This is a genomic window from Pantoea sp. JKS000250 (assembly GCF_003201065.1).
GTDB lineage: Bacteria > Pseudomonadota > Gammaproteobacteria > Enterobacterales > Enterobacteriaceae > Pantoea > Pantoea vagans.
In genome coordinates, this window is the sequence record NZ_QICZ01000001.1 from 3161813 (window position 1) to 3184567 (window position 22755).

The window sequence follows — 22755 nt, forward strand, 5'->3', positions numbered from 1 at the left end:
AGCCGGATGGCCTGGACCGTTTTTTAGCGGAGGACGTCGCGCCAGGCAGAATGAACGCCATATCGCCACGACTGGCGATTTTTTAAACATAGAAGCGGCGTGAATCGTTGTCAGTAACAGAATGACATATTTTTCCATATTGATGAGGCATGGTTGAGGAAGAGGGTGCCAGGGCAGGCCGTTGGCCACGGGATTCACGCTGTAAACCGCTGGTCAGAGAAAATTTTCGCGGGTAATTGCGCTGAATCAAGAGGAATCCGGTCTTTTGCCGTTTGTGCCATGTTATGTCGGTCACGTTAAGAATCGTCGCGTTAAACTAAGTACTCCCTCTCTTTGAATTATCTGCTCATGCCACGCATTATTGAACCCTAGAAGATAAACCTGATCTCGGTCTGGTTTGGCTGTTTTTTTACTGGCCTGGCCATCAGCCAGATTATCCCGTTTCTGCCGCTCTACCTTGAGCAGCTTGGCGTCACCGGAGGCGAGTCCCTGAGTCTCTGGTCGGGGCTCACCTTCAGTATCACCTTCGTGGTTTCGGCGGCGGTCGCCCCGCTGTGGGGCAGTCTGGCCGATCGCAAAGGCCGTAAATTGATGCTGCTGCGTGCGGCGTTTGGTATGGGCGTGGTGATCCTGCTGCAGGCTTTTGTCACCGAAGCCTGGCAGTTGCTGCTGCTGCGCGCCCTGATGGGGCTGACCTCCGGCTATATCCCCAACGCGATGGCGCTGGTGGCGGCTCAGGTGCCGCGTGAACGCAGCGGCTGGGCGCTGAGCTGTGTCTCCACCGGACAGATTGGCGGTGTGATTCTGGGGCCGATGCTGGGTGGGCTGCTGGCTGACTGGGTCGGTTTGCGCACGGTATTTATCGTCACCGCGGCGCTGCTGATGGTCAGCTTTCTGGTGACGCTGTTCCTGATTAAAGAGACCGGTTACACCCCGGTGAGTAAAAAAGAGAAACTCAGCGGACGCGAGGTTTTCCGCTCGCTGGACAACCCCAGGCTGATGCTCTGCCTGTTTTTCACCACCATGGTGATCCAGATGTGCAATGGATCGGTGAACCCGATCCTGACGCTGTTTGTGCGCGAGCTGGCGCCCACCGCAGAGAATATCGCGTTTCTCAGTGGCGTAATTGCGGCACTGCCCGGCGTCTCTGCACTGCTGGCCGCGCCACGTTTGGGACGACTCGGTGACCGCATTGGTACGCAGCGTATCCTGCTGGCGACGATGGTTATCTCGCTGCTGCTGTTTATCGCGATGTCTTTTGTAACCAGTGCCACGCAGCTGGGCGTCTTACGTTTTCTGCTGGGCTTCGCCGATGGCGCGATGATGCCTGCGGTACAGACGCTGCTGGTACGTCACTCGCGTGACAATATCACCGGCCGGATCTTCGGTTATAACCAGTCGTTTATGTATCTTGGCAATGTTGCTGGCCCCTTACTGGGCGCAGCAGTATCGGCGGTGGCAGGTTTCCGCTGGGTCTTTTGTGCCACCGCCGTTGTGGTGCTGATTAACGTGCTGTTTCTGAAACGCTTTTACCGGCGTCCGAAGACTGTGTTGCCCGCGTCGGCTGACAAATCTTCAGTTCAGCCTGCCAGCGCTGCTGAGTCAGCAAAAACTCAGGACTGACGCTGGGGCTCCAGGAGTCATCACCGCCTACGCCCATATGGAAGGCATCCAGATGCAGCCAGCAGCCCGCCTCCGGACGCAGAAGGTGGCGGTGGGATGCCTCACGCAGCTGTTCCAGACTGAAGCGGCTCAGTGAGAAAGCAAAATCGCCGCTGACCTGCCAACTGCCGCTGTCGAGCTGGCGGGTGCCGCCACGCAGACCATTCTCACCGGGGAAAACGTAGGGTGTTGAAAGCTGATCCAGCGGTAGTTGCCAGCGTGAGAACTGCGCGGCCAACTGGCGATCGGGATAGTTTTCATGTGGTCCCAGGCCGAGCCAGCTTACCTGCTGCGGGATCTGCGCCAGCTCGCAGCGCAAGCCGATACGCGCGGGTGGCGGTAATCCGCGCGATTGCTCAACGGAAAGCTGTAACTGCAACTCCCCCTGCGCATTGATCAGATAACGCTTACGGCTGATAAAGGCGAGCTTGCCACTGGCGAGCCAGCTATGCAGCGTTTCGATCTGCACCGCCTGCGGCAACGCATACGCGGCTATCGACACCAGCTGGCTGCTCATCTGGTCATATCCTGCCGCCTTCCAGCGTTCGACCCACGCATTGGGATCTACCCTTTCCGCTTCGCTGGTGCCGATGTCATTGTCCAGCGGCGCGCGAATAAAGCAGTCCTGAAGCGGCGAGAGTAGCGTCGGTGTCTCATTGACGAACCACTGCGTCAGTTCGCCGCTGTGGCGAGAAAAATGCCAGCGTTGCTGTTGATGGGTGACGACAATCTCACTGGCGTCATCATGGAGGGCCGGTGCTTCAGCTTTTTCCGGCAGCGGGGGCAGCGCCAGCAGCGAAGGCAGCGCCCACTGATGCCAGGCGACACGCCAGTCGGCAGCACTCCAGCGGGTCGGGTGAATCTGATGAACAGCAACATTAAGCCAGCATTCGCCCTGTAAGGCGGGCGGTGACGGCAGAGTGATCCGCTGCTGACCCTGTGGGCCGATATCCAGTAAAACTTCACCTTCCGTCACTACCAGGCCTTCCTGCTCAATGCGCCAGCGCAGCACTTCATTGTCACTGTGACGGAATAAGTAGTCGCTGCTGACCGTAACGCTCAGCGGGTCGCCGGGATCGACGGTGAACTGCCAGAACTGCTGTGCGCGCTGCGCCTCATACAGCGCCGGATGCGGCGTGCGATCGGCAAACACCAGCCCGTTCATACAGAATTGACGATCGTTGGGCTTATCGCCAAAATCACCGCCGTAAGCCTGCCACGGGTTGCCCTGATCGTCATAGCGGGTCAGGCTCTGATCCACCCAGTCCCAGACGAAGCCGCCCTGCAGGCGCGGGAACTGGCGGAAGGCCTCCCAGTATTTCGCGAAACCGCCAAAGCTATTGCCCATGGCATGCGCATACTCACACAGGATCAGCGGACGCGTTTCGCCCGGCAGGCCGATCCACTTTTTCAGCGACCACTTCGGCACCGCCGGGAATGGCTGATCTTCATCGACCCTGGCATACATCGGGCAGATGATATCGGTCGCGGCGGTGTCCGCACCACCGCCTTCATACTGAACCGGACGGGTAGGATCGCTGCTTTTCACCCAGCGGTAGAGCGCGTCATGCGTGGCGCCATGTCCCGACTCATTGCCCAGCGACCAGATAATAATGCTGCAGTGATTACGATCGCGCTGCACCATACGCGTCACACGTTCGCTAAAGGCAGCGAACCAGCGGGGATCGTCGGAGAGCCGGTTCATCGGCTGCATGCCGTGGGTTTCGATATTCGCTTCATCCACCACATAAAGCCCGTACTGGTCGCACAGCCGATACCAGAGCGGATGATTGGGATAGTGCGAACAGCGCACCGCGTTGAAATTGTGCTGCTTCATCAGCTCAATGTCGCGGCACATCGTTGCCTCATCCACCACCTGACCGAGCTCCGGATGGTGTTCGTGGCGATTAGTGCCACGGATCAGCAGCGGTTTGCCGTTGAGACAGAGCAGGCCGTTATCGATAGTGACCTGACGGAAGCCGACATCATACGCTTCCACCTCGATCAGCTGCTGATCCCCATCCAGCAGCGCCAGCGTGGCGCGATAGAGGTGTGGCGTTTCAGCGCTCCACAGCGCGGGCCGTTCCACCGGCAGGCTGAGCAGGGCGCGTTCAGGATAGTGACCCCGCTCGTCAATAATGGCACTGCCCAGCAGCTGCTGACACTGCGCAACCGGCTGTTCACCCTGCCATAGCGTCAGGCGCAGCTGATAGCGCGAGGTGAGGTCAGGCGGCAAGGCAACGCGGACCTGGGCGCGCAGCTCGGCACGGGTAAACTCCGGGCTGAGCCGGGTTTCCAGTTGCACGTCAGCCAGATGCACCTGCGGCTTATGCAGTAACGTGACATCGCGGAAAATGCCGCTCATCCGCCACATATCCTGATCTTCAAGATAGCTGCCGTCGCTCCAGCGCAGCACCATCACCGCCAGCCGGTTTTTGCCCGGTCGCAGATAAGGGCTCAGGTCGAATTCGGCGGGCAGGCGGCTGTCCTGAGAGTAGCCAATCCACTGTCCATTGCACCACAGATGAAAGGCTGAATTGACGCCGTCAAAGATGATGCGTGTCTGCCCGGAAGTGAGCCAGGCGGCGTCCGTGCTGAATGTGAGCGAGTAACATCCTGTCGGGTTCTCTTTGGGTACAAACGGGGGATTAACCGGAATGGGATACTGCACGTTGGTGTAAATAGGCGCATCAAAGCCGTGCATCTGCCAGTTTACCGGCACCGGAATCGTGCTGGCATCCGGTAGATCCTGCAGTAACCAGCTGGCCGGGACCGCCTCAGGCTGCGCAAAGTAACTGAAACCCCACTCCCCATTCAGGCTCTGCAGTGACACCGAGGGCGTGTCATCACGCGCCGCTGCTTCGTCCCGCCAGCTGGCAAAAGGCGGGTGCGCATCCAGCCGATGCAGCGAGGTCACGACCGGATTTTCCCAGTCGCGCCGGGAGAGGATGTCACTGAAAGCAGCCTGTGAGAGAGTCATGGTTATATCCTGTAAATGTGATGCGCTCACAATGCGCAAAATTGTTCAGGCTGTAAAGCGTTCGCCATCCCGATTTGCACAAATAGTTTTCCCCGATAGCGGGCCGCAGTGTTGAGAATGTGGCGGCTTACTGACTGTAAAACGTTAAGTCTGGTCAGCAAAGATGAATAGCGGCCGGATGCGGAGGAATCTCACTTGTCGCCATGCGGGTGGCTTCATACACTCAGCCCGATTTCATCACCCTGAGGTAAATATGGTACGAATCGTTAAGCTGGCTGCCGTTGTGGCATTAGTGACTGCATTAAGCGGATGTCTTTTCCCGCCTCCTGGCGGCGGCGGTGGAGGAGGTGGTGGCTGGGGCGGACCTGGCGGCGGACCGGGCCGCGGATTTGTCGATCCGCGTTAAGTCTGCTTATTGAATGCTGGCAGGCGAAACGTTTAACAGCGGTGATGTTTGTCCGCAAAACGTTTCGCCTGCAAAGTTAGCCGGAAATCGCCGTGAAAAGCGCAGCGGTGCAGGCTAACTCGCTGAAAAAAGGTGAGTTGCCCTCTGTTTTTTTAGCCAGCGTGTGATAATTTCAGCTTTTCTTCACCGCTGAGACAACAGCATGAAAAACCTGATTGCTGAACTACTGGTTAAGCTGGCTGAAAAAGAGGTGACAGCGAAAGAGCAGATAGCGCAAATTGAGGCGCTGGAAATTGTTGTAACCGCACTGGTTAGCAAGCTGGATCCGCAACAGCATCTGGACATGATGACCACGACTGAAACCGCCATGGACAACGTGGCCGATGCAGACAATGACGATGTGCGCCTGCTGCGCAATTACATCGAAAAACTGCTGCGGCATCCCCGCCAGTAACGAGCCCGGTACCAATCTGGAATGGGATCTTCACATCACTTTGACATGAAACATTTTCCGCTTTGCTTATTCGCTGCCAGAATAACAGGGGACAATCCATTGTGGAGATAACAAGATGAAAGTCGGTTTAATGGCGATGATGATGGCGGGCCTGCTGGTCAGCGGGCTGGCGGGTGCGGCGGAGAAGACCCCGCAGCAGGAAAAGATGACGATGTGTAACCAGCATGCTAAATCACAGGATCTCAAAGGGGATGCACGTAAAACCTTTATGAGTGAATGCCTGAAAAAAGACAGCAAACTGTCACACATGTCGCCGCAGCAGATGAAAATGAAAAGCTGTAACGGCGAAGCTGGCGATAAAAAGCTGGCAGGCGATGCGCGTAAAACCTTTATGAGCCAGTGCCTGAAAAAAAGCTGATCCTTCCCCACGGCCACGCAGGTGGCCGCTTCTTCTTTCCGCGCAACAGTGATTCAGTTCCGTTTAACGCTGATTAAATTACCTTCCACAACAAAACCTTAACCTTCTGACAAACATTCCTCATCAGGCTTCCCGGTTCTTTTGCCACACTTACTGTTTGTGGGGATTTGCGCAGGCTTTGTTTTACCGCGCAGCACCAGACCCGAAACAGCGAAAGGAGCCATGCCGTGAACTATCAATTTACCGCCGACCTGAACGATCTGCCGCAGCGACAGCCGGTTAAGAAAACGCTGGGTGAGGTAGAGGTGTTACTGATTCGCGACGGGGACAACGTACGCGCGTATCAGGCGAAATGTCCGCATGCGGGCGCGCCGCTGGAGCAGGGCGCGATTTGTGGCGACCGGCTGGTCTGCCCGTGGCACAAAGCCGCGTTTCATATCGCCGATGGCAAAATGCGTGAACCGCTGGCGCTGGCCGATCTTAAGCAATATCCGCTGCGCATTGAAGAGGGCCGGGTGCTGGTAAACCCAAAAGCGATGTCTCCCGCTGCACCCATTGGCAGCGGAGCAGACGCACCGGTTTATGTAGTGCTGGGTGGTGGCGCTGCGGGCAGCGCAGCGCTGTGGCGTCTGCGTCATGACGGCTTCAAAGGCCGCCTGATTCTGGTTGAGCGGGAAGCGGACGCGCCTTACGACCGCACTGCGCTGACCAAATTTGTGCCGTCGGGCAAAATGGACATCAGCGAGGTGCCACAGCTGCTGAAAGCGGATGTGATGGATCACGTTGAACGCGTGCAGGCTACCGTGAGTCGCCTTGATACGCAGCAGCAACGGCTGATCTTCGACGATGGCGAAACGCTTGCCTTCGACAAACTGCTGATCGCCAGCGGCGCAAAGCCTGTCCGTCCCGATTTGCCAGGCAGCGATCTTGAAGGAGTTTATTTGCTGCGCAGCAAAGCGCAGACCGATGAGCTGCTTCAGGCGGTGGATGCCAGCCATAAAATCGTGATTATCGGCAACAGTTTTATCGGCACCGAGCTGGCGTCGGCACTGCGTAATCGTGACATCGACGTTACGGTGATTGCCCGTCAGGCGCTGCCCTTTGCAAAACGGTTTGGCGATCAGATAGGCCGCTATTTCTACCAGCTGCATGAGCAAAACGGCGTGAAGTGGGTGCAGGGCGAGATTGAAGCTATACAGGGCGACCAGCAGGTGAGTGGCGTACAGCTTAAGGGTGGACGGCAGCTGGATGCGAACGTTGTGCTGTTTGCTACCGGCGTAAAACCGGCTACCGACTTTATCCACGATCTGCCGCTGGCAGAGGATGGCAGTCTGCAGTCAGACGAGCATTTACGGGTCGCTGACACTATCTGGGTGGCGGGTGATATCGCCACGTATCCGTCGGCACAGGGTCCGCTGCGCATTGAGCACTATCGCGTCGCGCATCAGCAGGGACAGACCGCCGCATGGAATATGCTGGATCAGAACGTTGCCTTTGATCGTGTGCCGTTCTTCTGGACCACGCAGTATGGCACCCGTTATGAGTATGTTGGCCATGCGGCAGAATGGGATAATTTCGAGCTGATCGGCTCGCTGGAGGACAAAAAGTTTATGGCGTTTTATGGTCAGCAGGGGCAACTGGCGGCGATCTGCTCATGCGGTATGTATACGCTGACTGCTGAGCTGGTGGAGCGGATGCAGCAACCGATGTCGCTTGCCGACGCGGTGGCGCTCGCTCAGGCGCACATCAGTTAAGTTGCGCACAAGGCGGGCCGCGAGCCGGTCCGCCCTGCGCAGTGCCTGAACGCTTAGCTGCGGCTTAGTTTTTCGGACTTCGCCATGCACTGCTGCATTGCTTCAATCACCGCCGAGCGCATCCCTTTCTCTTCCAGCACCTTCACGGCTTCAATGGTGGTGCCGCCAGGCGAGCAGACCATATCTTTAAGTTCAGCCGGATGTTTGCCGCTGGTCAGCACCATCTCCGCCGCCCCTTTTACCGCCTGTGCAGCAAACTGATAGGCCTGGGCGCGCGGCATGCCGCCCAGTACAGCCGCATCCGCCATCGCCTCGATAAACATAAAGACGTAGGCCGGTGCAGAACCGCTGACGCCGACCACGGAGTGAATCAGATATTCATCCACCACGGCCGCTTTGCCGAAGCTCTCAAAAATCGCGACGACCTCGTCGATCTCCGCCTGCTCAACCAGCACGTTGGGCGTGACCGAGGTCATGCCTTCGCTGACCAGCGAGGGCGTATTCGGCATCGCCCGGACAATTTTACGATCGTAGCCCAGCACCGATGACAGCGAATCCAGCGTCACGCCCGCCGCAATCGACACTACCAGCGCCTCTTTTTTCAGGCTGCCGGCCAGCTCTTTTAATACTTTCAGAATCACATTGGGTTTTACCGCGCCGAACAGGATGTCCACCTCACGCGCCAGCGCATCCGCGCTCTCAGCTGCGTTGATGCCATACTGCTCTGCCATCGCCTGGTTGGTCTCTGCTTTGCGATCGTAAACGAAGATATCAGACGGGGCGATTTTGCCGCTGTTGACCAGCCCGCCGATAATGGCTTTCGCCATGTTTCCCCCGCCGATAAACCCGATTTTTTTTGCCAGCATCGCCATCTCCTTAGGACATTATTCGGTTTTCTCAGTGGGCTAGCTTACTTCAGCCAGCCCGAATAACAAGTCAGCCGGATGCGGGCTGGAAAGCGTGCCGCAAATAAAATTTGCCATTCAGGGAGAACCCGGCAAGATCTCAGGCTTCTCTGACTGTAAGGAATCATGATGTTTATCTGGGTCGATGCCGATGCCTGTCCGAATGTGATCAAAGAGGTGCTCTACCGTGCGGCGGATCGCACCTCCACCACGGTCACTTTTGTGGCAAACCAGTTTCTGCGCGTGCCGCCATCGCCTTATCTGCGCACCCTGCAGGTACCAGCCGGATTTGATGTGGCGGACAATGAGATTGTCAGGCGTTGTCAGCCTGGCGATCTGGTGATCACCGCCGATATTCCGCTGGCGGCTGAGGTGATTGAGAAGGGGGCGGCAGCGCTGAATCCACGCGGTGAACGTTACTCATCGGCGACAATACGTGAACGCCTGACGATGCGGGATTTTATGGATACTCTGCGGTCAAGCGGCGTGCAGACCGGCGGCCCCGCGACGATGAGTCCGCGTGACCGCCAGCAGTTTGCGAATGAGCTGGATAGCTGGCTCACTCAGCAGAAACGCTGAATTTAAACGAAGCTGTCGTCATCGTCGAAATCACCGCCGCCAAAATCGTTCAGATCGCTGTTGTCAGCATAATTACTGTCCCAGCCTGAGTTCTGATCGAGGAAGGCGTTATCGTTACCGCCGTTAAAGGCATCGGCGTTGTCATCGCCACCGTTAAAGGTGTTGAGATTATCATTCACCTCCGGCAGCGGCGGCTCATTGATGATGTTCACAATCTCTTCCGGCTGTGAATGGTGGAACATGCTGGTCAGCATATCGGCCATCACCACACCCCCTGCCACGCCCACTGCTGTTTGTAGTGCGCCGCCAAGAAAACCGGTGCCGCGTGGCGCTGCTGCCTGAGCAGGGGCATATTGCTGCTGTGCCGGTTGTTGCGGCGCACTGTTCCACGGCGATGGTTGCTGTTGCTGCTGCTGAACGGGCTGCTGCTGGCGCGAACCGCTGCCAAACAGTCCCGACAGAAAGCCGCCGCTGCTCTGTGCGGGTTGTTGCTGCTGTTGCTGCTGCAACTGTGCAACCTGGCTTTCCAGCGCTGACACTTTCTCATTGAGTTTTTTCAGCGCCGCTTCCTGAATCAGGATCGCCTGCGCCATGTAGTAAGGCGCGCCCGGCTGCGCCTGAAGATGCTGGTTAATCAGTTGTTCGGCTGCGGCATCGCGTGCCGCGGTCTGGCTTTCAGCCTGTTTCAGACGGCTGAACAGCCCTTCAATCAGTTGTTGTTCTTCGCGTTGCATGATGACTCTCCTGTGGCAATGGTTATCAGTATATGTGGGCGCTGGTAAGAAAAGTAAAATCGCGGCGGTAAGCAAATATTGCCAGCGCATTCCGGACGCTGTTTTGCGCGTTTTTTATCGTCCTGTTAGCGCCGTGATGCACAAAACGTGCATGCTTTTCCCGTTGAAAACACAAAGATTATCGCTGTTCAGGTAACGAAAATGCGTAAATCATGCCTGACAGGTGGAGGCAATAATAATTTCCAGTTATCATGCGTCGCATTATTAAGCTAACCATGCAGCCGCATCGCGCGGTCAGGCGGAGGAACGGCCCTGATGTCACTACCCATCTTTTTGATTGGCGCTCGCGGTTGCGGCAAAACCACGGTCGGCGAAGCGTTGTCGCAGGCGCTGGGCTACGCCTTTACGGATACCGATCATCATCTGCAACTTAGCACGCAGCGCAGCGTGGCCGAGATTGTTGCGGCAGAAGGCTGGGAAGGTTTTCGCGCCCGTGAAACGGAATCGCTTAAAGCGGTGACGGCACCCGGGACTGTGATTGCCACCGGTGGCGGGATGATTCTGGCTGAAGAGAACTGCCGTTTCATGCAGGAGCAGGGCCGGGTGATCTGGCTCAGCGCGTCGCCCGAAGTGCTGGCAGAACGACTGGAAAGCGAACCTGAAGCGGCTCAGCGTCCGACGCTGACCGGACGTCCGATTGCCGATGAAATGAGTGATGTTCTGCGTGAGCGCGCGCATCTCTATCAGTCCGCAGCCCATCATCAGGTGAATGCCATGCAATCGCCTGAGTGCGTAGTGGAAGAGATTTTGCTTTCCCTCTCTCTGGCGCGCGCCAGCTAACCCTCAGATTTCTCCCGCTTTGATCCCGCTTCGGATGGCATTGTCTATACTGATCCTATGACAGGCAGCAGCCTGTCCTGCGGAATGTTATTCAGACAAGAGGGACACACTATGCCGACCAGACCACCCTACCCACGTGAAGCGAAAGTTGTGCCTGTTGAAAAGGGTCCTGAGGGAAACAAAGTAACCTTCTACGAATTGCGTGCTGATCATCCCAAACCGAATTCATTAATCAGTGAGCACGAAACGGAAGAAGAAGCGCGTGACGCCAAAGAGCGTTACGAAGATGTCGAGAAAGAGTAAAGCTTTGCTGCTGGCAGGGACGCCAGCCTGTCATGTCTGATAACCCTGTCTTTTTCAGCGCAACGCTGTTCCAGTACAACGCCTTTTTGCCCTCATAGCGACCTGATTATTAAAGAAGCGAAATTTACGCAGATTTACTGTCGTATGCTTTCTGCTCATGCGTCTGTTCTGCACTCTCTTCACGTCGCCATATAAAGCCCCGCTAATCATTTCTGTCACATTATTTTCTCTGCTGCCGATAACGATAAGTGTTGAATTGTCGCTTGACCGATTCAGCGTCACGTTTTACTTTCGTCAAACTAACAGAGGAACTTAGTTCCATATAGTGGAATATGTTACATGACCACACTTGAAAATGCGGCTGCCGTACTCCGATTGTTTCAGCACAAAGGTGTGACGCAGGGGCATGTCGGTTTCTCATTCAGTGAGGTGGCTGAGGCGCTGACGCTGCCGAAGAGCACCGTTTCACGTCTGCTGGCCACGATGGAAAGTCAGGGGCTTCTGGAGCGGGATGCCGACACGCGCGGTTACCATATTGGTCGCGTGTTGCTGGCCGCCGCCGGTCATTATCTCTCGGCACCGCTGGTCGATAGCGTTTCAGCGGCGATGGTCCGGCTGGCTGCGAAGACCGGCTGCATGGGATACGTGTCGAAGCTCGATGGACGGGAAGTATTAGTAATGCGCATGTTTCATGGGCGTCACTTTACGCAGATGGTCACACCGCCCGGCAGTCGAATGCCTGCCGCTGCGACGTCAACCGGTCGGGCGCTGTTAGCGCAACTCAGTGACGAAGAGGTCATAGCGCGCTTCCATGATCACTGGCAGGCTGGCCCGGCGAACTCGCCGCAAAGTCCCGAGGCGCTCTGTGCCAGACTGGCTGAAATCCGCCAGCACGGCTGGTCACTGGCCCGCAATGAATCACTGCCAGGCATCAGCTCGCTGTCGGTCATTGTTCATAACAAACATCATGGCGAAACGGTGGCACTCTGCCTGTCGTTTCTGTCACAGGAGAGTGAACCGGGTTTCCCGCCAGCGCTCCTTGAAGCACTACGTGCAACGGCCACAGAGATGACCGACAAATATGGCGCGTAACTTCACCACGATTTTATCGGCGTAATACTTTCGCCACACCAGGGAAAACCAGGGCCTTCGGGCCTTTTTCTTTCAATCTGATCGCTACGTTGTCCGCAGCAACCCCGTTGCCTGTGTTCGTCTCCCCCTGTCTCCTGTATCGGTTCAGCATCCGGGGTGACGACCATCTGCAATGGCTGTTGCTATGCGGCGCGCATCAGGGCAGTGAACCAGAAAACCGGCGTAAACCTGACATCAGGCAGGCGGACGTTATTTCATTTCTTCTCAACAAGGACTGGCGGGGACATATGGAACGGGTAAATCCAATCAGGCACGTTGGCGTGGCACTGGTTTTAATTTTTCTTTCTATCGCGGGTGCCATTATTGGCATTCAGCTGATTACGACGATTGGCGTAACGCCTAATACCTCCATTATCGGGGCGCTGTTTGCCATGCTGCTGGCGCGTATTCCGCTGCAGGCATTTCGCCGTTATCGTTCGATTGAAATCCAGAACCTGGCGCAGACCGCCATCTCTTCAGCGACCTTCGGGGCGGCTAACAGTCTGCTGATGCCGATTGCTGTGCCCTGGGCGCTGGGTGAGCCTCAGCTGGTGCTGCCGCTGTTCTGTGGCGTCAGCGCCGCGATGCTGCTCGATGCCTGGCTGCTCTATCGGCTGTTTGATACCCGCGTCTTTCCGGCCAGTAATGCATGGCCACCAGGCGTTGCAGCAGCAGAAGCGATTAAAGCGGGGGATAAAGGCGGACGCCAGGCGTGGCTGCTAGTGGCGGGCATTGCCGGTGGCGTTGTCGGCGCCATGCTGAAGATTCCGATGTCCGCTTTTGGCACCGCGTTTATTGGCAATATCTGGGCGCTATCGATGCTCGGCATCGGTTTTCTGCTGCGCGCCTACGCGCAGCCGGTGGCCGGTATTGATATCAATGCGCTCTATATTCCGCATGGGGTCATGGTCGGTGCCGGTCTGGTGGCGCTGATTCAGGTGGTGATGGTCATCCGCAGCCGTAAAAATGATGCGCTGACGGTGAGTCGCAACGGTAATGAAGTGCAGCGGGCGCTGGGTTTCGGCAGCGTGGGGTATATCGTGATTTCGGCGCTGCTGGCCCTGGCGGGGGGCCTGTGGAGTGAGATGGGCATCGCGATGCTGCTGCTGTTTGTTCTCTATGCTGCGTTTGCCGCTTTCGCCCATGAACTGATAGTCGGCATTGCCGCCATGCACTCCGGCTGGTTCCCGGCCTTTGCCGTGGCGCTGATTACGCTGATTATCGGCATTCTGATCGGCTTTCCACCGCTGGCGCTCTGCCTGCTGTGCGGCTTTACAGCCGCTACCGGCCCGGCGTTTGCTGACATGGGTTACGACCTGAAGGCGGGCTTTATCCTGCGCGGTAACGGGGCGGATCTGCAGCAGGAGTTGTGGGGACGTCGTATTCAGCTGATCGCGGCCATGATCGCCTTTGTGGTGTCGATTCCCCTTGTCTGGTACGCGCATACTCTTTTCTTTACAGACAATCTGCTGCCGCCGGTGGCGCGGGTGTATGCCAAAACAATTCAGGCGGGTGCTGAACCCGGTATCGCCGGAAACCTGCTGATGTGGGCTATTCCGGGTGCCCTTATCCAGCTGATCGGCGGGCCGAAACGCCAGCTGGGCGTGCTGCTCGCCACCGGTTTATTAATTAATAACGCGATGGCGGGCTGGGCGGTGGTGGTGGGGATCGCCTTACGCATTGTGATCATTCGCATCTGGGGCGAACGCGGCCGGTCGCCCATGGAGGTCATGGCGGCAGGCTTCATTGCCGGTGATGCTCTCTATAGCTTCTTTCATTCGCTGTTTGCCAGCAGCAGCAAAAAATAAAGGATAAAGCATGAGCTTGCAGCAGACCCTGGCGGTTTTTGAGTTACTGGATAGTGCCCACATTGACGGGCAGCAGGTCGTGGATCTGTTTACCTCTTATCCTCTCGTTATGGCCCGCTTTACCCGCGTCACCGGCCCCAAAGGTCGTACTGATTTTGTGCGCATTGATATCCCGGGTACGGAGGGTAAATCAGGCGGCGGGTCTGCACCGACGCTGGGCATCATCGGTCGCCTGGGTGGCATTGGTGCCCGTCCTGGGCGTATCGGCATGGTATCCGATGCGGATGGCGCAATAGCGGCGATCGCCAGTGCGCTTAAACTGGCGCAGATGCAGAGCAAAGGCGACAGGCTCGCCGGCGACGTAATCATCACTACTCATATCTGTCCCGATGCACCGACACGGCCGCATCAGCCGGTCGATTTTATGGATTCGCCGATTGATGATGTCACCATGAATGATAATGAAGTGGTGGCGGGCGTGGATGCGATTCTGTCGATCGATACCACCAAAGGTAACCGCATTATCAATCACAAAGGCTTTGCCCTGTCGCCGACGGTGAAAGAGGGCTATATCCTGCGGGTTTCGGAAGATCTGCTGCGCATTATGGAGATGACCAGCGGCCGTCCGGCGGTGACCTTTCCTATCACTACGCAGGATATTACCCCTTACGGCAACGGTGTTTATCACCTCAACAGCATCCTGCAACCCTCGACCGCCACCGATGTGCCGGTGGTCGGTGTGGCGATCACTGCCGAGTCGGTGGTGCCGGGCTGCGGAACCGGGGCCAGTCATGAGGTGGACATTGCGGCAGCGGCGAAGTTTGCCATTGAGGTGGCGAAGGCGTTTGGTCGTGGAACCTGTCACTTCTATGACGCTGAAGAGTATGCGCGGCTGATTACGCTCTATGGCAGCCTGGCGCACCTGCGCCACCGGAACCACTAAGATGGCGAAATCACTAGCGACCCTGACAATCGGGCAGTCACCACGCAGCGATATTCTGCCGTTGCTGCGTCAGCATCTGCCGGATGCGGTGACCGATCATGCCGGTCTGCTGGATGGACTGGACGCTACTGAGATTGCCGACCACTTCACGCCAGCCGCAGGCGACAGGGTTCTGGTGTCTCGGTTACAGAGTGGCGAACAGGTGCGGCTGTCGGCGTCGAAGGTGGAGCAGGGATTACAGCGTAAAATCAGCGCGCTGGAGCAGATGGGGTATGACACCATTCTGTTGCTATGCACCGGTGAATTCAGCCAGCTCGTTACCCAGCGTGCGCTGCTGCTGGAGCCGGATCGCATCATTCCTCCGCTTATCCGCGCCATGGTGCAGCAGCAGCGGGTCGGGATTGTGGTGCCGGTTGAGGAGCAGATTGTTGAACAGGCCGGCAAGTGGCAGCCACTGCCCGCGCAGCCCTGTTTTGCGGTCGCCAGCCCCTATCAGGGCGATGAGGCAACCTTCGCCGATGCCGCAAACCGCCTGAAAGCGCAGGGCGCAGAGCTGGTGGTGCTTGACTGCATGGGATATCACCAGCAGCATCGGGCATGGTTACAGCAGCGGCTGGACGTGCCGGTTCTGCTCTCTAATCAGCTGGTAGCCCGACTGGCGGCGGAGCTGCTGCCCTGACGCAGGCGATCACAAACCGCCATCATTTCGCGTGACAGATCAGCGGGTTCCCTTCTACACTGCCTGACACACAACATGTGCTCTGGAGAACTATTATGCTCAACGTAAGTGAGTATTTTGACGGAAAAGTTAAATCTATCGGTTTTGACAGTGCGAGCACCGGCCGTGCCAGCGTGGGCGTGATGGCTGAAGGTGAATACACATTTGGTACCGGCCAGCCGGAAGAGATGACCGTGGTCAGCGGCTCGCTTAAGGTGCTGCTGCCAGGTGAGACCGAGTGGAAATGGTTTGAAGCGGGTTCGGTGTTTAACGTGCCGGGCCACAGCGAATTTCATCTGCAGGTTGGCGAGCCAAGTTCCTATCTCTGCCGTTACCTGAAAGATAAAGATTAAAAAAGGGCCGCTAAGCGGCCTTTTTTGACAAATTCTGACCCGAACCGTGGTGGGATCATGCCCCAGCTCAGGGAACAGGGTCAGATCGGAAAGACGCTAAAGCCAATCCCTGGCCGCTCGGCCCGCGCGATTACGCACCTCATCCCTGAGGTGCGCCCGTTGCCGGGCCAACGCGTTGCGTTGTTCAAAAACGCTCCCGGCGTTTTTGTCCCAGGCGCGGGACGCTTTCCTTTTCTGACCCTGTTCCCAGCGCTTTATGCTTTTCCGCTGCTGTCAGATCGACCTTGTTGGCATAGGTGCTTAAATGGCCGCTAAGCGACCATTTTTTTGGCATAAAACGTTTTTCTGGCAACCCTGCCTGTTGAATTAACGCTGGGCTTCGCCGCCTAACGCTTCCACCAGATTGCTGGTCAGTGCCGCCAGTTCGCTGGTCATCAGAATAAAGTCTGCATCAAAGCGCTGGGCAAAATCTTCGCGATCGATATCGTCGTTCTGGTCGCGCAGCGTGTCGCTGAACTTCAGACGTTTTACCGAACCGTCATCCGCCAGCACGAACTGAATGCGCTCCTGCCAGTCGAGTGCCAGTTTGGTCACTACCTTACCGGCTTCGATATGGTTGGCGATCTCGTCACATACCAGATCCTGTTTCTTGCAACGGATCACGCCGCCATCTTCCAGCAGCGCTTTCAGCTCCGCTTCATCCATCAGCGCAAACCCGGCTGGCAGGTCGCCCGAACGCACCCATTGGGTCAGCGTCAGCTCGATCGGGTTTTCCAGCGTCAGCGGCACCACCGGCAATGAACCCAGACTTTTGCGCAGCAGCGCCAGAGTATCTTCCGCTTTTTTCGCGCTGGCACAGTCAACCATAATCAGGTTATTGACCGTATCGATCCACAGATAAGTCTGGCTGAAACGGCTGAAGGCGCGCGGCAGCAGGCTGTGCAGCACTTCATCTTTCAGCGAATCTTTTTCGGTCTTTTTGAGCTTGCGGCTCTGCTCAGATTCCAGCTTGTCGATTTTCGCTTCCAGCGCCTGTTTCACGACCGGCGACGGCAGGATTTTCTCCTCTTTGCGGGCGCAAATCACAATCTGGCCTTTGTTCTCGTGGGTCAGCGCATCGCTGCGGTTACCCATCGGCGGGACCCAGCCGGTCTTGCTCATATCCTGACTGCCACACGGTGAAAACGTGAAGGCGTCGAGCTGTTTTTCCATCTCATCTGCGGACAACGGAATGTCACGATTCAGACGATAAACCATCATATTTTTAAACCACAACATCGGGATTCCTTACCGGGGCGCGATCGGGCGCACAAGTCTGCGAGAGTCAGCGCGCATGATAGCGAAACATCGGAGTGGTTTCATTGCCTTTAAGGCAGCCGCCTTCTACTGTATCTCTCACCTGAACGAATAACGAGGACGTAACCTTGCGCATAGGCATAGATCTGGGTGGCACCAAGACAGAAGTGATTGCATTGTCGGATAAGGGACAGGAGCTGTTCCGCCATCGGGTGAATACCCCGCGTGACGACTATCAGGCCACGGTGCAGGCGATTGTCGATCTGGTCACACTGGCCGAGCAGAAAACCGGCGAGACCGGTACGGTCGGCCTTGGGATCCCTGGCTCGCTTTCGCCCTTCAGTAAGCGGGTGAAAAATGCCAACTCCACCTGGCTCAACGGCCAGCCGCTGGATAAAGATCTGGCTCAGGCGCTGAACCGGGAAGTGCGCATCGCCAACGATGCTAACTGCCTGGCCGTGTCGGAAGCGGTTGATGGGGCGGGAGCCGGACAGTCGCTGGTGTTTGCCGTGATCATCGGCACCGGGTCGGGCGCGGGAGTGGCGATCAACGGGGAGTCTCGCATCGGTGGCAACGGCAATGCTGGCGAGTGGGGCCACAATCCGCTGCCGTGGATGGATGAAGATGAGCTGCGCTACCGCCAGGAAGTGCCCTGTTATTGCGGGCAGCAGGGCTGCATCGAGACCTTTGTTTCCGGCACCGGTTTTGGTATCGACTATCAGCGGCTGAGCGGCGTGCATCGCAAAGGCGCAGAGATCGTTTCGCTGCTGGCACAGCAGGATCCGATCGCCGAACTGGCGATGAGTCGCTATGAGCTGCGGCTGGCAAAATCGCTGGCGCAGGTGGTGAACCTGATCGATCCCGACGTGATCGTGCTGGGTGGCGGGATGAGCAATGTGGATCGTCTCTATCAGACCGTGCCGGTGCTGATGAAGAAGTGGGTGTTTGGCGGGGAGTGTGAAACGCCGGTGCTGAAGGCGCAGCATGGCGATTCCAGCGGCGTGCGCGGTGCGGCGTGGCTCTGGCCGCTTAACGGCTGATGCCGATCCTGCCCGCGGTTCAGCACCTGAAGCCCGGGTGCTGAACCGTTAACCTCTGGCGCAGCATCCTGCCGCGCCGCGGTTATTCGCCAGCCAGCATCGTGTCCTGCGGTGCCCGATCGCGCTGCGCTCTGGTGGAGAGGAAGTAGAGATAGCCGACCACCATGATGGCGACAAACAGCGCGCCAATCACCGGATTAAACCACAACATCGCCAGCAGGCAGACGACTGACAGCAGCAGGGCGATGCCCGGCACAATCGGATAACCCGGCGCGCGGAAGCTGCGCACCATCTCCGGCGCGCTGCGGCGCAGTTTAAACAGGCTCAGCATGCTCATGATGTACATCACAATCGCGCCAAACACCGCCATGGTGATCATCGCTGCCGTCAGCGTCATCCCCTGCAGATTAATCACGCCATCGCTGTAAATCGCCGCGATGCCCAGCACGCCGCCGAGAATAATTGCGCGATGCGGAGTCTGGAAACGCGACAGTTTTGCCAGCGAAGGGGGCAGATAGCCCGCGCGGGCCAGGGCAAAAAACTGCCGTGAGTAGCCGAGGATGATGCCGTGGAAGCTGGCAATCAGGCCAAACAGCCCAATCCACACCAGCATATGCATCCAGTTAGAGTGTTCGCCAACGATCATTTTCATCGCCTGCGGCAGCGGATCGTTAATGTCAGCAAGTTTACGCCAGTCACCTGCGCCGCCTGCCATCAGCATCACGCCAATTGCCAGCACCACCAGCGTCAGGATCCCGCTGATATAGGCACGTGGAATGGTCCGGGTGGGATCTTTCGCCTCTTCAGCCGCCATCGCGGCGCCTTCAATAGCAAGGAAAAACCAGATGGCGAAAGGAATGGCGGCGAAAATGCCGGAGAAGGCGGGCAGTCCGAAGCTGTCGCTGCCCGCCCAGCCGTGCGCAGCAAAGTTTGCCAGGCTGAAGCCAGGCGAGACCACGCCCATAAACACCAGCAGCTCAATGACCGCCAGCACGGTGACAACCAGTTCGAACATCGCTGCCAGTTTTACGCCGAGAATATTCAGCGTCATAAACACCAGGTACGCGCCGACCGCCGCGGTTTTCGGGTTCAGTTCGGGATACTGCACATTGAGATAAGCCCCGATCGCCATGGCGATCGCCGGTGGTGCAAAGACAAATTCAATCAGCGTCGCCAGCCCGGCAATCAGCCCGCCGGTTTCGCCAAAGGCGCGACGGCTATAGGCAAAGGGGCCGCCCGCATGGGGGATCGCGGTGGTCAGCTCGGTGAAGCTAAAAATAAAGCAGGTGTAGAGCGTGGCGATCAGCGCCGTGGTCACCAGAAATCCCAGCGTGCCTGCCACAGCCCAGCCGTAACTCCAGCCAAAATATTCGCCTGAGATCACCAGGCCAACCGCAATCCCCCACAGATGCAGGGTGCCCAGCGTGGGCTTGAGTCTGTTTGTCATACTGTTATCCCCGTCGTTGTTGGTCTCACGCGGCGTTTCACCGCCATAACTACTAAAGTAAGGGGATAATGCCGTTGCATTACTCACCACGACTTGACGCGGGCGCAGTGACTTCTGTCCTCCACGGTCAACTCACAGGCAACAACCTGGCCAGCTGCACGCTGCGGTCAACTTTGTCTCCTCTGAGGTCAAGCAGCTCACCTTCTGGCAACGCATGCTGAGATAACGCAAGTGAAAAGGAGCCGGATGATGAGCGCTAAACAATATGACAACCTGACTGATTCCCAACTCACCCTGATGGCGCAGCAGGCGCTCGCCTGCTATCCCGCCGCACTGCAGGGTCAGCTCAGCCTGCTGTGCCGCTCAGAGAACGCCACGTTCCTGGTGAAAGCGGCAGGCCGGCGTTATGCGCTGCGGCTGCATCGCGGCGATTACCATCAGAAAGCAGATATCCTCAGCGAACTGCTGTGGCTCGATGCATTGCGTGAAACCGGCATTATGGTACCGGAAGCGGTGCCGGACAACGCGGGCGAAACGGTGCTGACGCTGCGGCTGCCGGATGGCAGTGAGCGCTACGTGGTGCTGTTCCACTGGATCGACGGCGAGATGCCGACCACCGACGTTGATCCCCGCGCCTTTCAGCAACTGGGCCAGATTACCGCGCGGCTGCATCAGCACAGCAAACAGTGGCAGCCGCCCGCGGGTTTCCAGCGGATTATCTGGGATCACCACACGATGACCAGCGCTGAGAGTCACTGGGGGCGCTGGCAGGATGCGCCGAATCTGCCTGTTGCCGATCACAGCGTCGTCGAACAGACGATTGCGCAGGTCGGCGCGGCGATGGCGCAGTTTGGTAAGGGATCGGATCGCTATGGCCTGATCCACGCCGATCTGCGGCTGACCAATCTGCTGCTGCACAAAGGCGAAACGCGGGTGATCGACTTCGATGACTGCGGACTCGGCTGGTATCTGCACGATCTGGCGGCCGCGATCAGTTTTGTTGAGCATCACCCGCGCGCGCCAGAGTGGATCGATCACTGGATACGCGGTTATGAGCAGGTGGCGCATATCAGCGATGCGGAGATGGCCATGCTGCCCGCGCTGCTGATCCAGCGTCGTATTCAGCTCACCGCCTGGGTAGGATCGCATGCTGAAACCGAAATGGCGCGCAGTCTCGGCCCTGAGTGGGCCAGTCACTCGGTCCGACTCTGCCGCGATTATCTGGAGGGTAAAGCGCTGCCGGTTGGTGTCTGATGCACCAGCGGCGGGCGTGGCTGCGCCGCCGCAGTGCCGGATGCCGTGTCCGCGCGCAGTCCGGACCGCCCGCAGGCGGGGCTTAGCGACCTGGTATGGAATTTGCTCTGATCTCAGGAACGGGTGATCCACCTGACTTCTGACTGAGGCGACCATGAATCCGACACTGATCAAGCCCGATGCGTTTGCGGCCTGCTCTGCCGCGGCAGGGGCAGGCAATCACGGCGTACTGGCAGCGGCGGCGACCGGCTTAAGCGAGTTTATTCATACTCAGGGCGGCGATGTTGATCGCATATTTGGCATCAGCGGCATCGATCCGGAACGTCTGGCCAGTCCGACGCTAAGCCTGGGGCTGGTGAACTACTGTCGGGTGCTGGAAGAGGCGGCGCGCCACTCTGGTTTTGATAACTTCGGTTTGCACTACGGCAGGCAGTTTAAACCGCAGTCATTAGGCCTGATCGGCTACATTGGCTTGTGCTCCGCCACGCTGGAACAGGCGCTGCACAATGTGGTTAACGCGTTTCCCTGGCATCAGCACGACACCTTAACCCGGCTGGTGGATAAGGGAGAGTGCTGGCGGCTCGACTATCAGGTGCGCCACGGGGCTATTCTGTCGCGCCGTCAGGATGCCGAGCTGACGCTGGGGATGTTTATGAATCTGATCCGGCACGTCGCGGGCAGACACTGGGCGCCGCGCGAAGTCCATTTCGAGCATCCGCGTCCCGGCCAGTGGCACGATCACTGCAAAGTGTTTGATGCGCCGGTCTGGTTCGATCAGCCGTTTAATTCGCTGGTGATCCCGAAACGCGATCTGCTGCGCGCGATGCCGGAGAGCGATCCGATCCTGTTGATGGTGATGCAGGATGCGATACGGCGGCTGAACCGCGGGACGTCTCAGCAGAGCATGATTGAGCAGGCGCGTTCGCAGGTTAATTTATCGCTGATGCAGGGCGAGCCGGTGCTGGAAGAGGTGGCGGATAAACTCGGGCTGTCGAGCTGGTCACTACAGCGGCGGCTGCGCGAAGAGGGCAGCAGCTTTACTGCGCTGGTGGATCAGGTGCGCTGCGAAATGGCGACGTACTATCTGCAGCAGAAGCAGCTGCCGATCTCGGAGATGGCGCTGCTGCTGGGCTACTCGGAAGTCAGCGCGTTCTCACGCGCATTTCGCCGCTGGTTTGGCATCAGTCCGCGCCAGTGGCGCCAGGAAGGTCTGGCCAGCTAACCACGCGGCGCAAAGCCAAACCACGCCGGTTGTCCCGGCTCCGGCGGCGGGGGCAGATCGCGCGTTTGTGCCACCAGCTGCCAGGCACGCAGGCAGAGCGCCTCATCCCCCTGAGTCTGCGTCACGGCATAATGTCTGCTGTGTTGTTGCCACTCCATCCGTACCAGACATTGCTGACCGGCGTAACGCGCCGCATCAGTAAACTGTCGATTCAGTACCGGCTGCATTTGATTAGTCCAGTGACAGGATTTGCTGTCCGGATCTTTCGCAGGCTCACACAGGTTTGCCACGCTATCCCGTTGCTTTGTCACAGGTTGCTGACAGGCGCTGAGTGCCATTGCAATAATCACACCTGGCAATACTCTCACTATTGTATTAATTAAATTCATTAAATTAGCCACTTTTTTCTAAAGATCTTCCGGTCTGCTGCCGACAGTCTACAGACCGGCCTGCTGAATGCTATGGCATTCCTCCGACTGTCGGCAGAACCAGAATTTACCGCCCCTGT

Annotated in this window: 23 protein-coding genes; 16 read left to right on the plus strand and 7 right to left on the minus strand. The window is 57.6% G+C overall.

Annotation, left to right across the window (positions count from 1 at the left end; genetic code table 11):
* Nucleotides 1–375 precede the first annotated feature (375 nt).
* Nucleotides 376–1623 carry a multidrug efflux MFS transporter gene (locus BY447_RS14890; RefSeq protein WP_323859506.1) on the plus strand — a complete coding sequence of 416 codons (1248 nt, stop codon included), beginning with the start codon at nucleotides 376–378 and terminating at the stop codon, nucleotides 1621–1623.
* Here BY447_RS14890 and BY447_RS14895 read toward each other — a convergent pair.
* On the minus strand, nucleotides 1505–4642 hold the full coding sequence (locus BY447_RS14895; RefSeq protein WP_146210999.1) for a beta-galactosidase: 3138 nt from the start codon (nucleotides 4640–4642) through the stop codon (nucleotides 1505–1507). The two genes, BY447_RS14890 and BY447_RS14895, sit on opposite strands and share 119 nt — an antisense overlap.
* A 253-nt stretch (nucleotides 4643–4895) precedes the next feature.
* Here BY447_RS14895 and BY447_RS23390 point away from each other — a divergent pair, with 253 nt between their 5' ends.
* From BY447_RS23390 to BY447_RS14910, 4 genes are all read left to right on the plus strand, one after another.
* Entirely contained in the window at nucleotides 4896–5048 is a 153-nt protein-coding gene (locus tag BY447_RS23390) for a hypothetical protein (protein ID WP_167493437.1), read from the plus strand.
* Nucleotides 5049–5250: 202 nt separating this feature from the next.
* Nucleotides 5251–5502: an anti-adapter protein IraP gene (iraP, locus tag BY447_RS14900; protein WP_110331435.1), complete on the plus strand. Its 252-nt coding sequence runs from the start codon at nucleotides 5251–5253 to the stop codon at nucleotides 5500–5502.
* Nucleotides 5503–5617: 115 nt separating this feature from the next.
* Nucleotides 5618–5920, plus strand: coding sequence for a PsiF family protein (locus BY447_RS14905; RefSeq protein ID WP_013356938.1), 303 nt, complete (start codon nucleotides 5618–5620; stop codon nucleotides 5918–5920).
* Between the two features lie 227 nt (nucleotides 5921–6147).
* Nucleotides 6148–7674, plus strand: a complete 1527-nt coding sequence (locus BY447_RS14910) for an FAD-dependent oxidoreductase (RefSeq protein ID WP_110331436.1) — start codon at nucleotides 6148–6150, stop codon at nucleotides 7672–7674.
* 53 nt (nucleotides 7675–7727) lie between these two features.
* Here the strand turns inward: BY447_RS14910 and proC are convergent, their stop codons facing one another.
* Nucleotides 7728–8540, minus strand: coding sequence for a pyrroline-5-carboxylate reductase (proC, locus tag BY447_RS14915; protein WP_013356940.1), 813 nt, complete (start codon nucleotides 8538–8540; stop codon nucleotides 7728–7730).
* A 168-nt stretch (nucleotides 8541–8708) separates the two neighbouring features.
* Here proC and BY447_RS14920 point away from each other — a divergent pair, with 168 nt between their 5' ends.
* Nucleotides 8709–9158: a YaiI/YqxD family protein gene (locus BY447_RS14920; RefSeq protein ID WP_110331437.1), complete on the plus strand. Its 450-nt coding sequence runs from the start codon at nucleotides 8709–8711 to the stop codon at nucleotides 9156–9158.
* Nucleotides 9159–9160: 2 nt separating this feature from the next.
* Here the strand turns inward: BY447_RS14920 and BY447_RS14925 are convergent, their stop codons facing one another.
* A complete protein-coding gene (locus tag BY447_RS14925; RefSeq protein ID WP_013356942.1) occupies nucleotides 9161–9892 on the minus strand; it encodes a DUF2076 domain-containing protein in 732 nt (243 codons plus the stop codon).
* Nucleotides 9893–10207: 315 nt separating this feature from the next.
* Between BY447_RS14925 and aroL the strand changes: the two genes are divergently transcribed.
* From aroL to ppnP, 7 genes are all read left to right on the plus strand, one after another.
* A complete protein-coding gene (aroL, locus tag BY447_RS14930) occupies nucleotides 10208–10732 on the plus strand; it encodes a shikimate kinase AroL (protein WP_110331438.1) in 525 nt (174 codons plus the stop codon).
* A gap of 111 nt (nucleotides 10733–10843) precedes the next feature.
* Nucleotides 10844–11035, plus strand: coding sequence for a YaiA family protein (locus BY447_RS14935; RefSeq protein ID WP_110331439.1), 192 nt, complete (start codon nucleotides 10844–10846; stop codon nucleotides 11033–11035).
* 339 nt (nucleotides 11036–11374) lie between these two features.
* Entirely contained in the window at nucleotides 11375–12127 is a 753-nt protein-coding gene (locus BY447_RS14940) for an IclR family transcriptional regulator (protein ID WP_110331440.1), read from the plus strand.
* Between the two features lie 287 nt (nucleotides 12128–12414).
* Nucleotides 12415–13974: an OPT/YSL family transporter gene (locus BY447_RS14945; protein WP_013356945.1), complete on the plus strand. Its 1560-nt coding sequence runs from the start codon at nucleotides 12415–12417 to the stop codon at nucleotides 13972–13974.
* Between the two features lie 10 nt (nucleotides 13975–13984).
* Entirely contained in the window at nucleotides 13985–14917 is a 933-nt protein-coding gene (locus tag BY447_RS14950; protein ID WP_110331441.1) for a DUF1177 domain-containing protein, read from the plus strand.
* A 1-nt stretch (nucleotide 14918) separates the two neighbouring features.
* Complete coding sequence (locus BY447_RS14955; RefSeq protein WP_041456664.1) at nucleotides 14919–15596, plus strand: AroM family protein; 678 nt, start codon at nucleotides 14919–14921, stop codon at nucleotides 15594–15596.
* Nucleotides 15597–15691: 95 nt separating this feature from the next.
* Nucleotides 15692–15988, plus strand: a complete 297-nt coding sequence (ppnP, locus tag BY447_RS14960) for a pyrimidine/purine nucleoside phosphorylase (RefSeq protein WP_013356948.1) — start codon at nucleotides 15692–15694, stop codon at nucleotides 15986–15988.
* A 184-nt stretch (nucleotides 15989–16172) separates the two neighbouring features.
* On the opposite strand, the gene BY447_RS23255 is transcribed toward ppnP, so the two are convergent.
* Complete coding sequence (locus BY447_RS23255) at nucleotides 16173–16322, minus strand: hypothetical protein (RefSeq protein WP_158280079.1); 150 nt, start codon at nucleotides 16320–16322, stop codon at nucleotides 16173–16175.
* Between the two features lie 32 nt (nucleotides 16323–16354).
* Nucleotides 16355–17266 (minus strand): recombination-associated protein RdgC, encoded by a 912-nt coding sequence (gene rdgC / locus BY447_RS14965; protein ID WP_033782014.1) that lies wholly within the window; start codon nucleotides 17264–17266, stop codon nucleotides 16355–16357.
* A gap of 146 nt (nucleotides 17267–17412) precedes the next feature.
* On the opposite strand from rdgC, the gene mak reads away from it, so the two are divergent.
* On the plus strand, nucleotides 17413–18324 hold the full coding sequence (mak, locus tag BY447_RS14970; protein WP_013356950.1) for a fructokinase: 912 nt from the start codon (nucleotides 17413–17415) through the stop codon (nucleotides 18322–18324).
* A gap of 82 nt (nucleotides 18325–18406) precedes the next feature.
* Here the strand turns inward: mak and eat are convergent, their stop codons facing one another.
* Nucleotides 18407–19771, minus strand: coding sequence for an ethanolamine permease (gene eat / locus BY447_RS14975; RefSeq protein ID WP_110331442.1), 1365 nt, complete (start codon nucleotides 19769–19771; stop codon nucleotides 18407–18409).
* A 249-nt stretch (nucleotides 19772–20020) separates the two neighbouring features.
* On the opposite strand from eat, the gene BY447_RS14980 reads away from it, so the two are divergent.
* Both BY447_RS14980 and BY447_RS14985 read left to right on the plus strand, forming a co-directional pair.
* Nucleotides 20021–21025 (plus strand): phosphotransferase enzyme family protein, encoded by a 1005-nt coding sequence (locus BY447_RS14980; RefSeq protein ID WP_110331443.1) that lies wholly within the window; start codon nucleotides 20021–20023, stop codon nucleotides 21023–21025.
* Between the two features lie 154 nt (nucleotides 21026–21179).
* The gene (locus BY447_RS14985) at nucleotides 21180–22247 is read left to right on the plus strand and encodes an AraC family transcriptional regulator (protein ID WP_013356953.1); all 1068 of its coding nucleotides are present in this window, start codon (nucleotides 21180–21182) and stop codon (nucleotides 22245–22247) included.
* Here BY447_RS14985 and BY447_RS14990 read toward each other — a convergent pair.
* Complete coding sequence (locus BY447_RS14990) at nucleotides 22244–22636, minus strand: cell envelope integrity TolA C-terminal domain-containing protein (RefSeq protein ID WP_061061744.1); 393 nt, start codon at nucleotides 22634–22636, stop codon at nucleotides 22244–22246. The two genes, BY447_RS14985 and BY447_RS14990, sit on opposite strands and share 4 nt — an antisense overlap.
* Nucleotides 22637–22755: the final 119 nt, after the last annotated feature.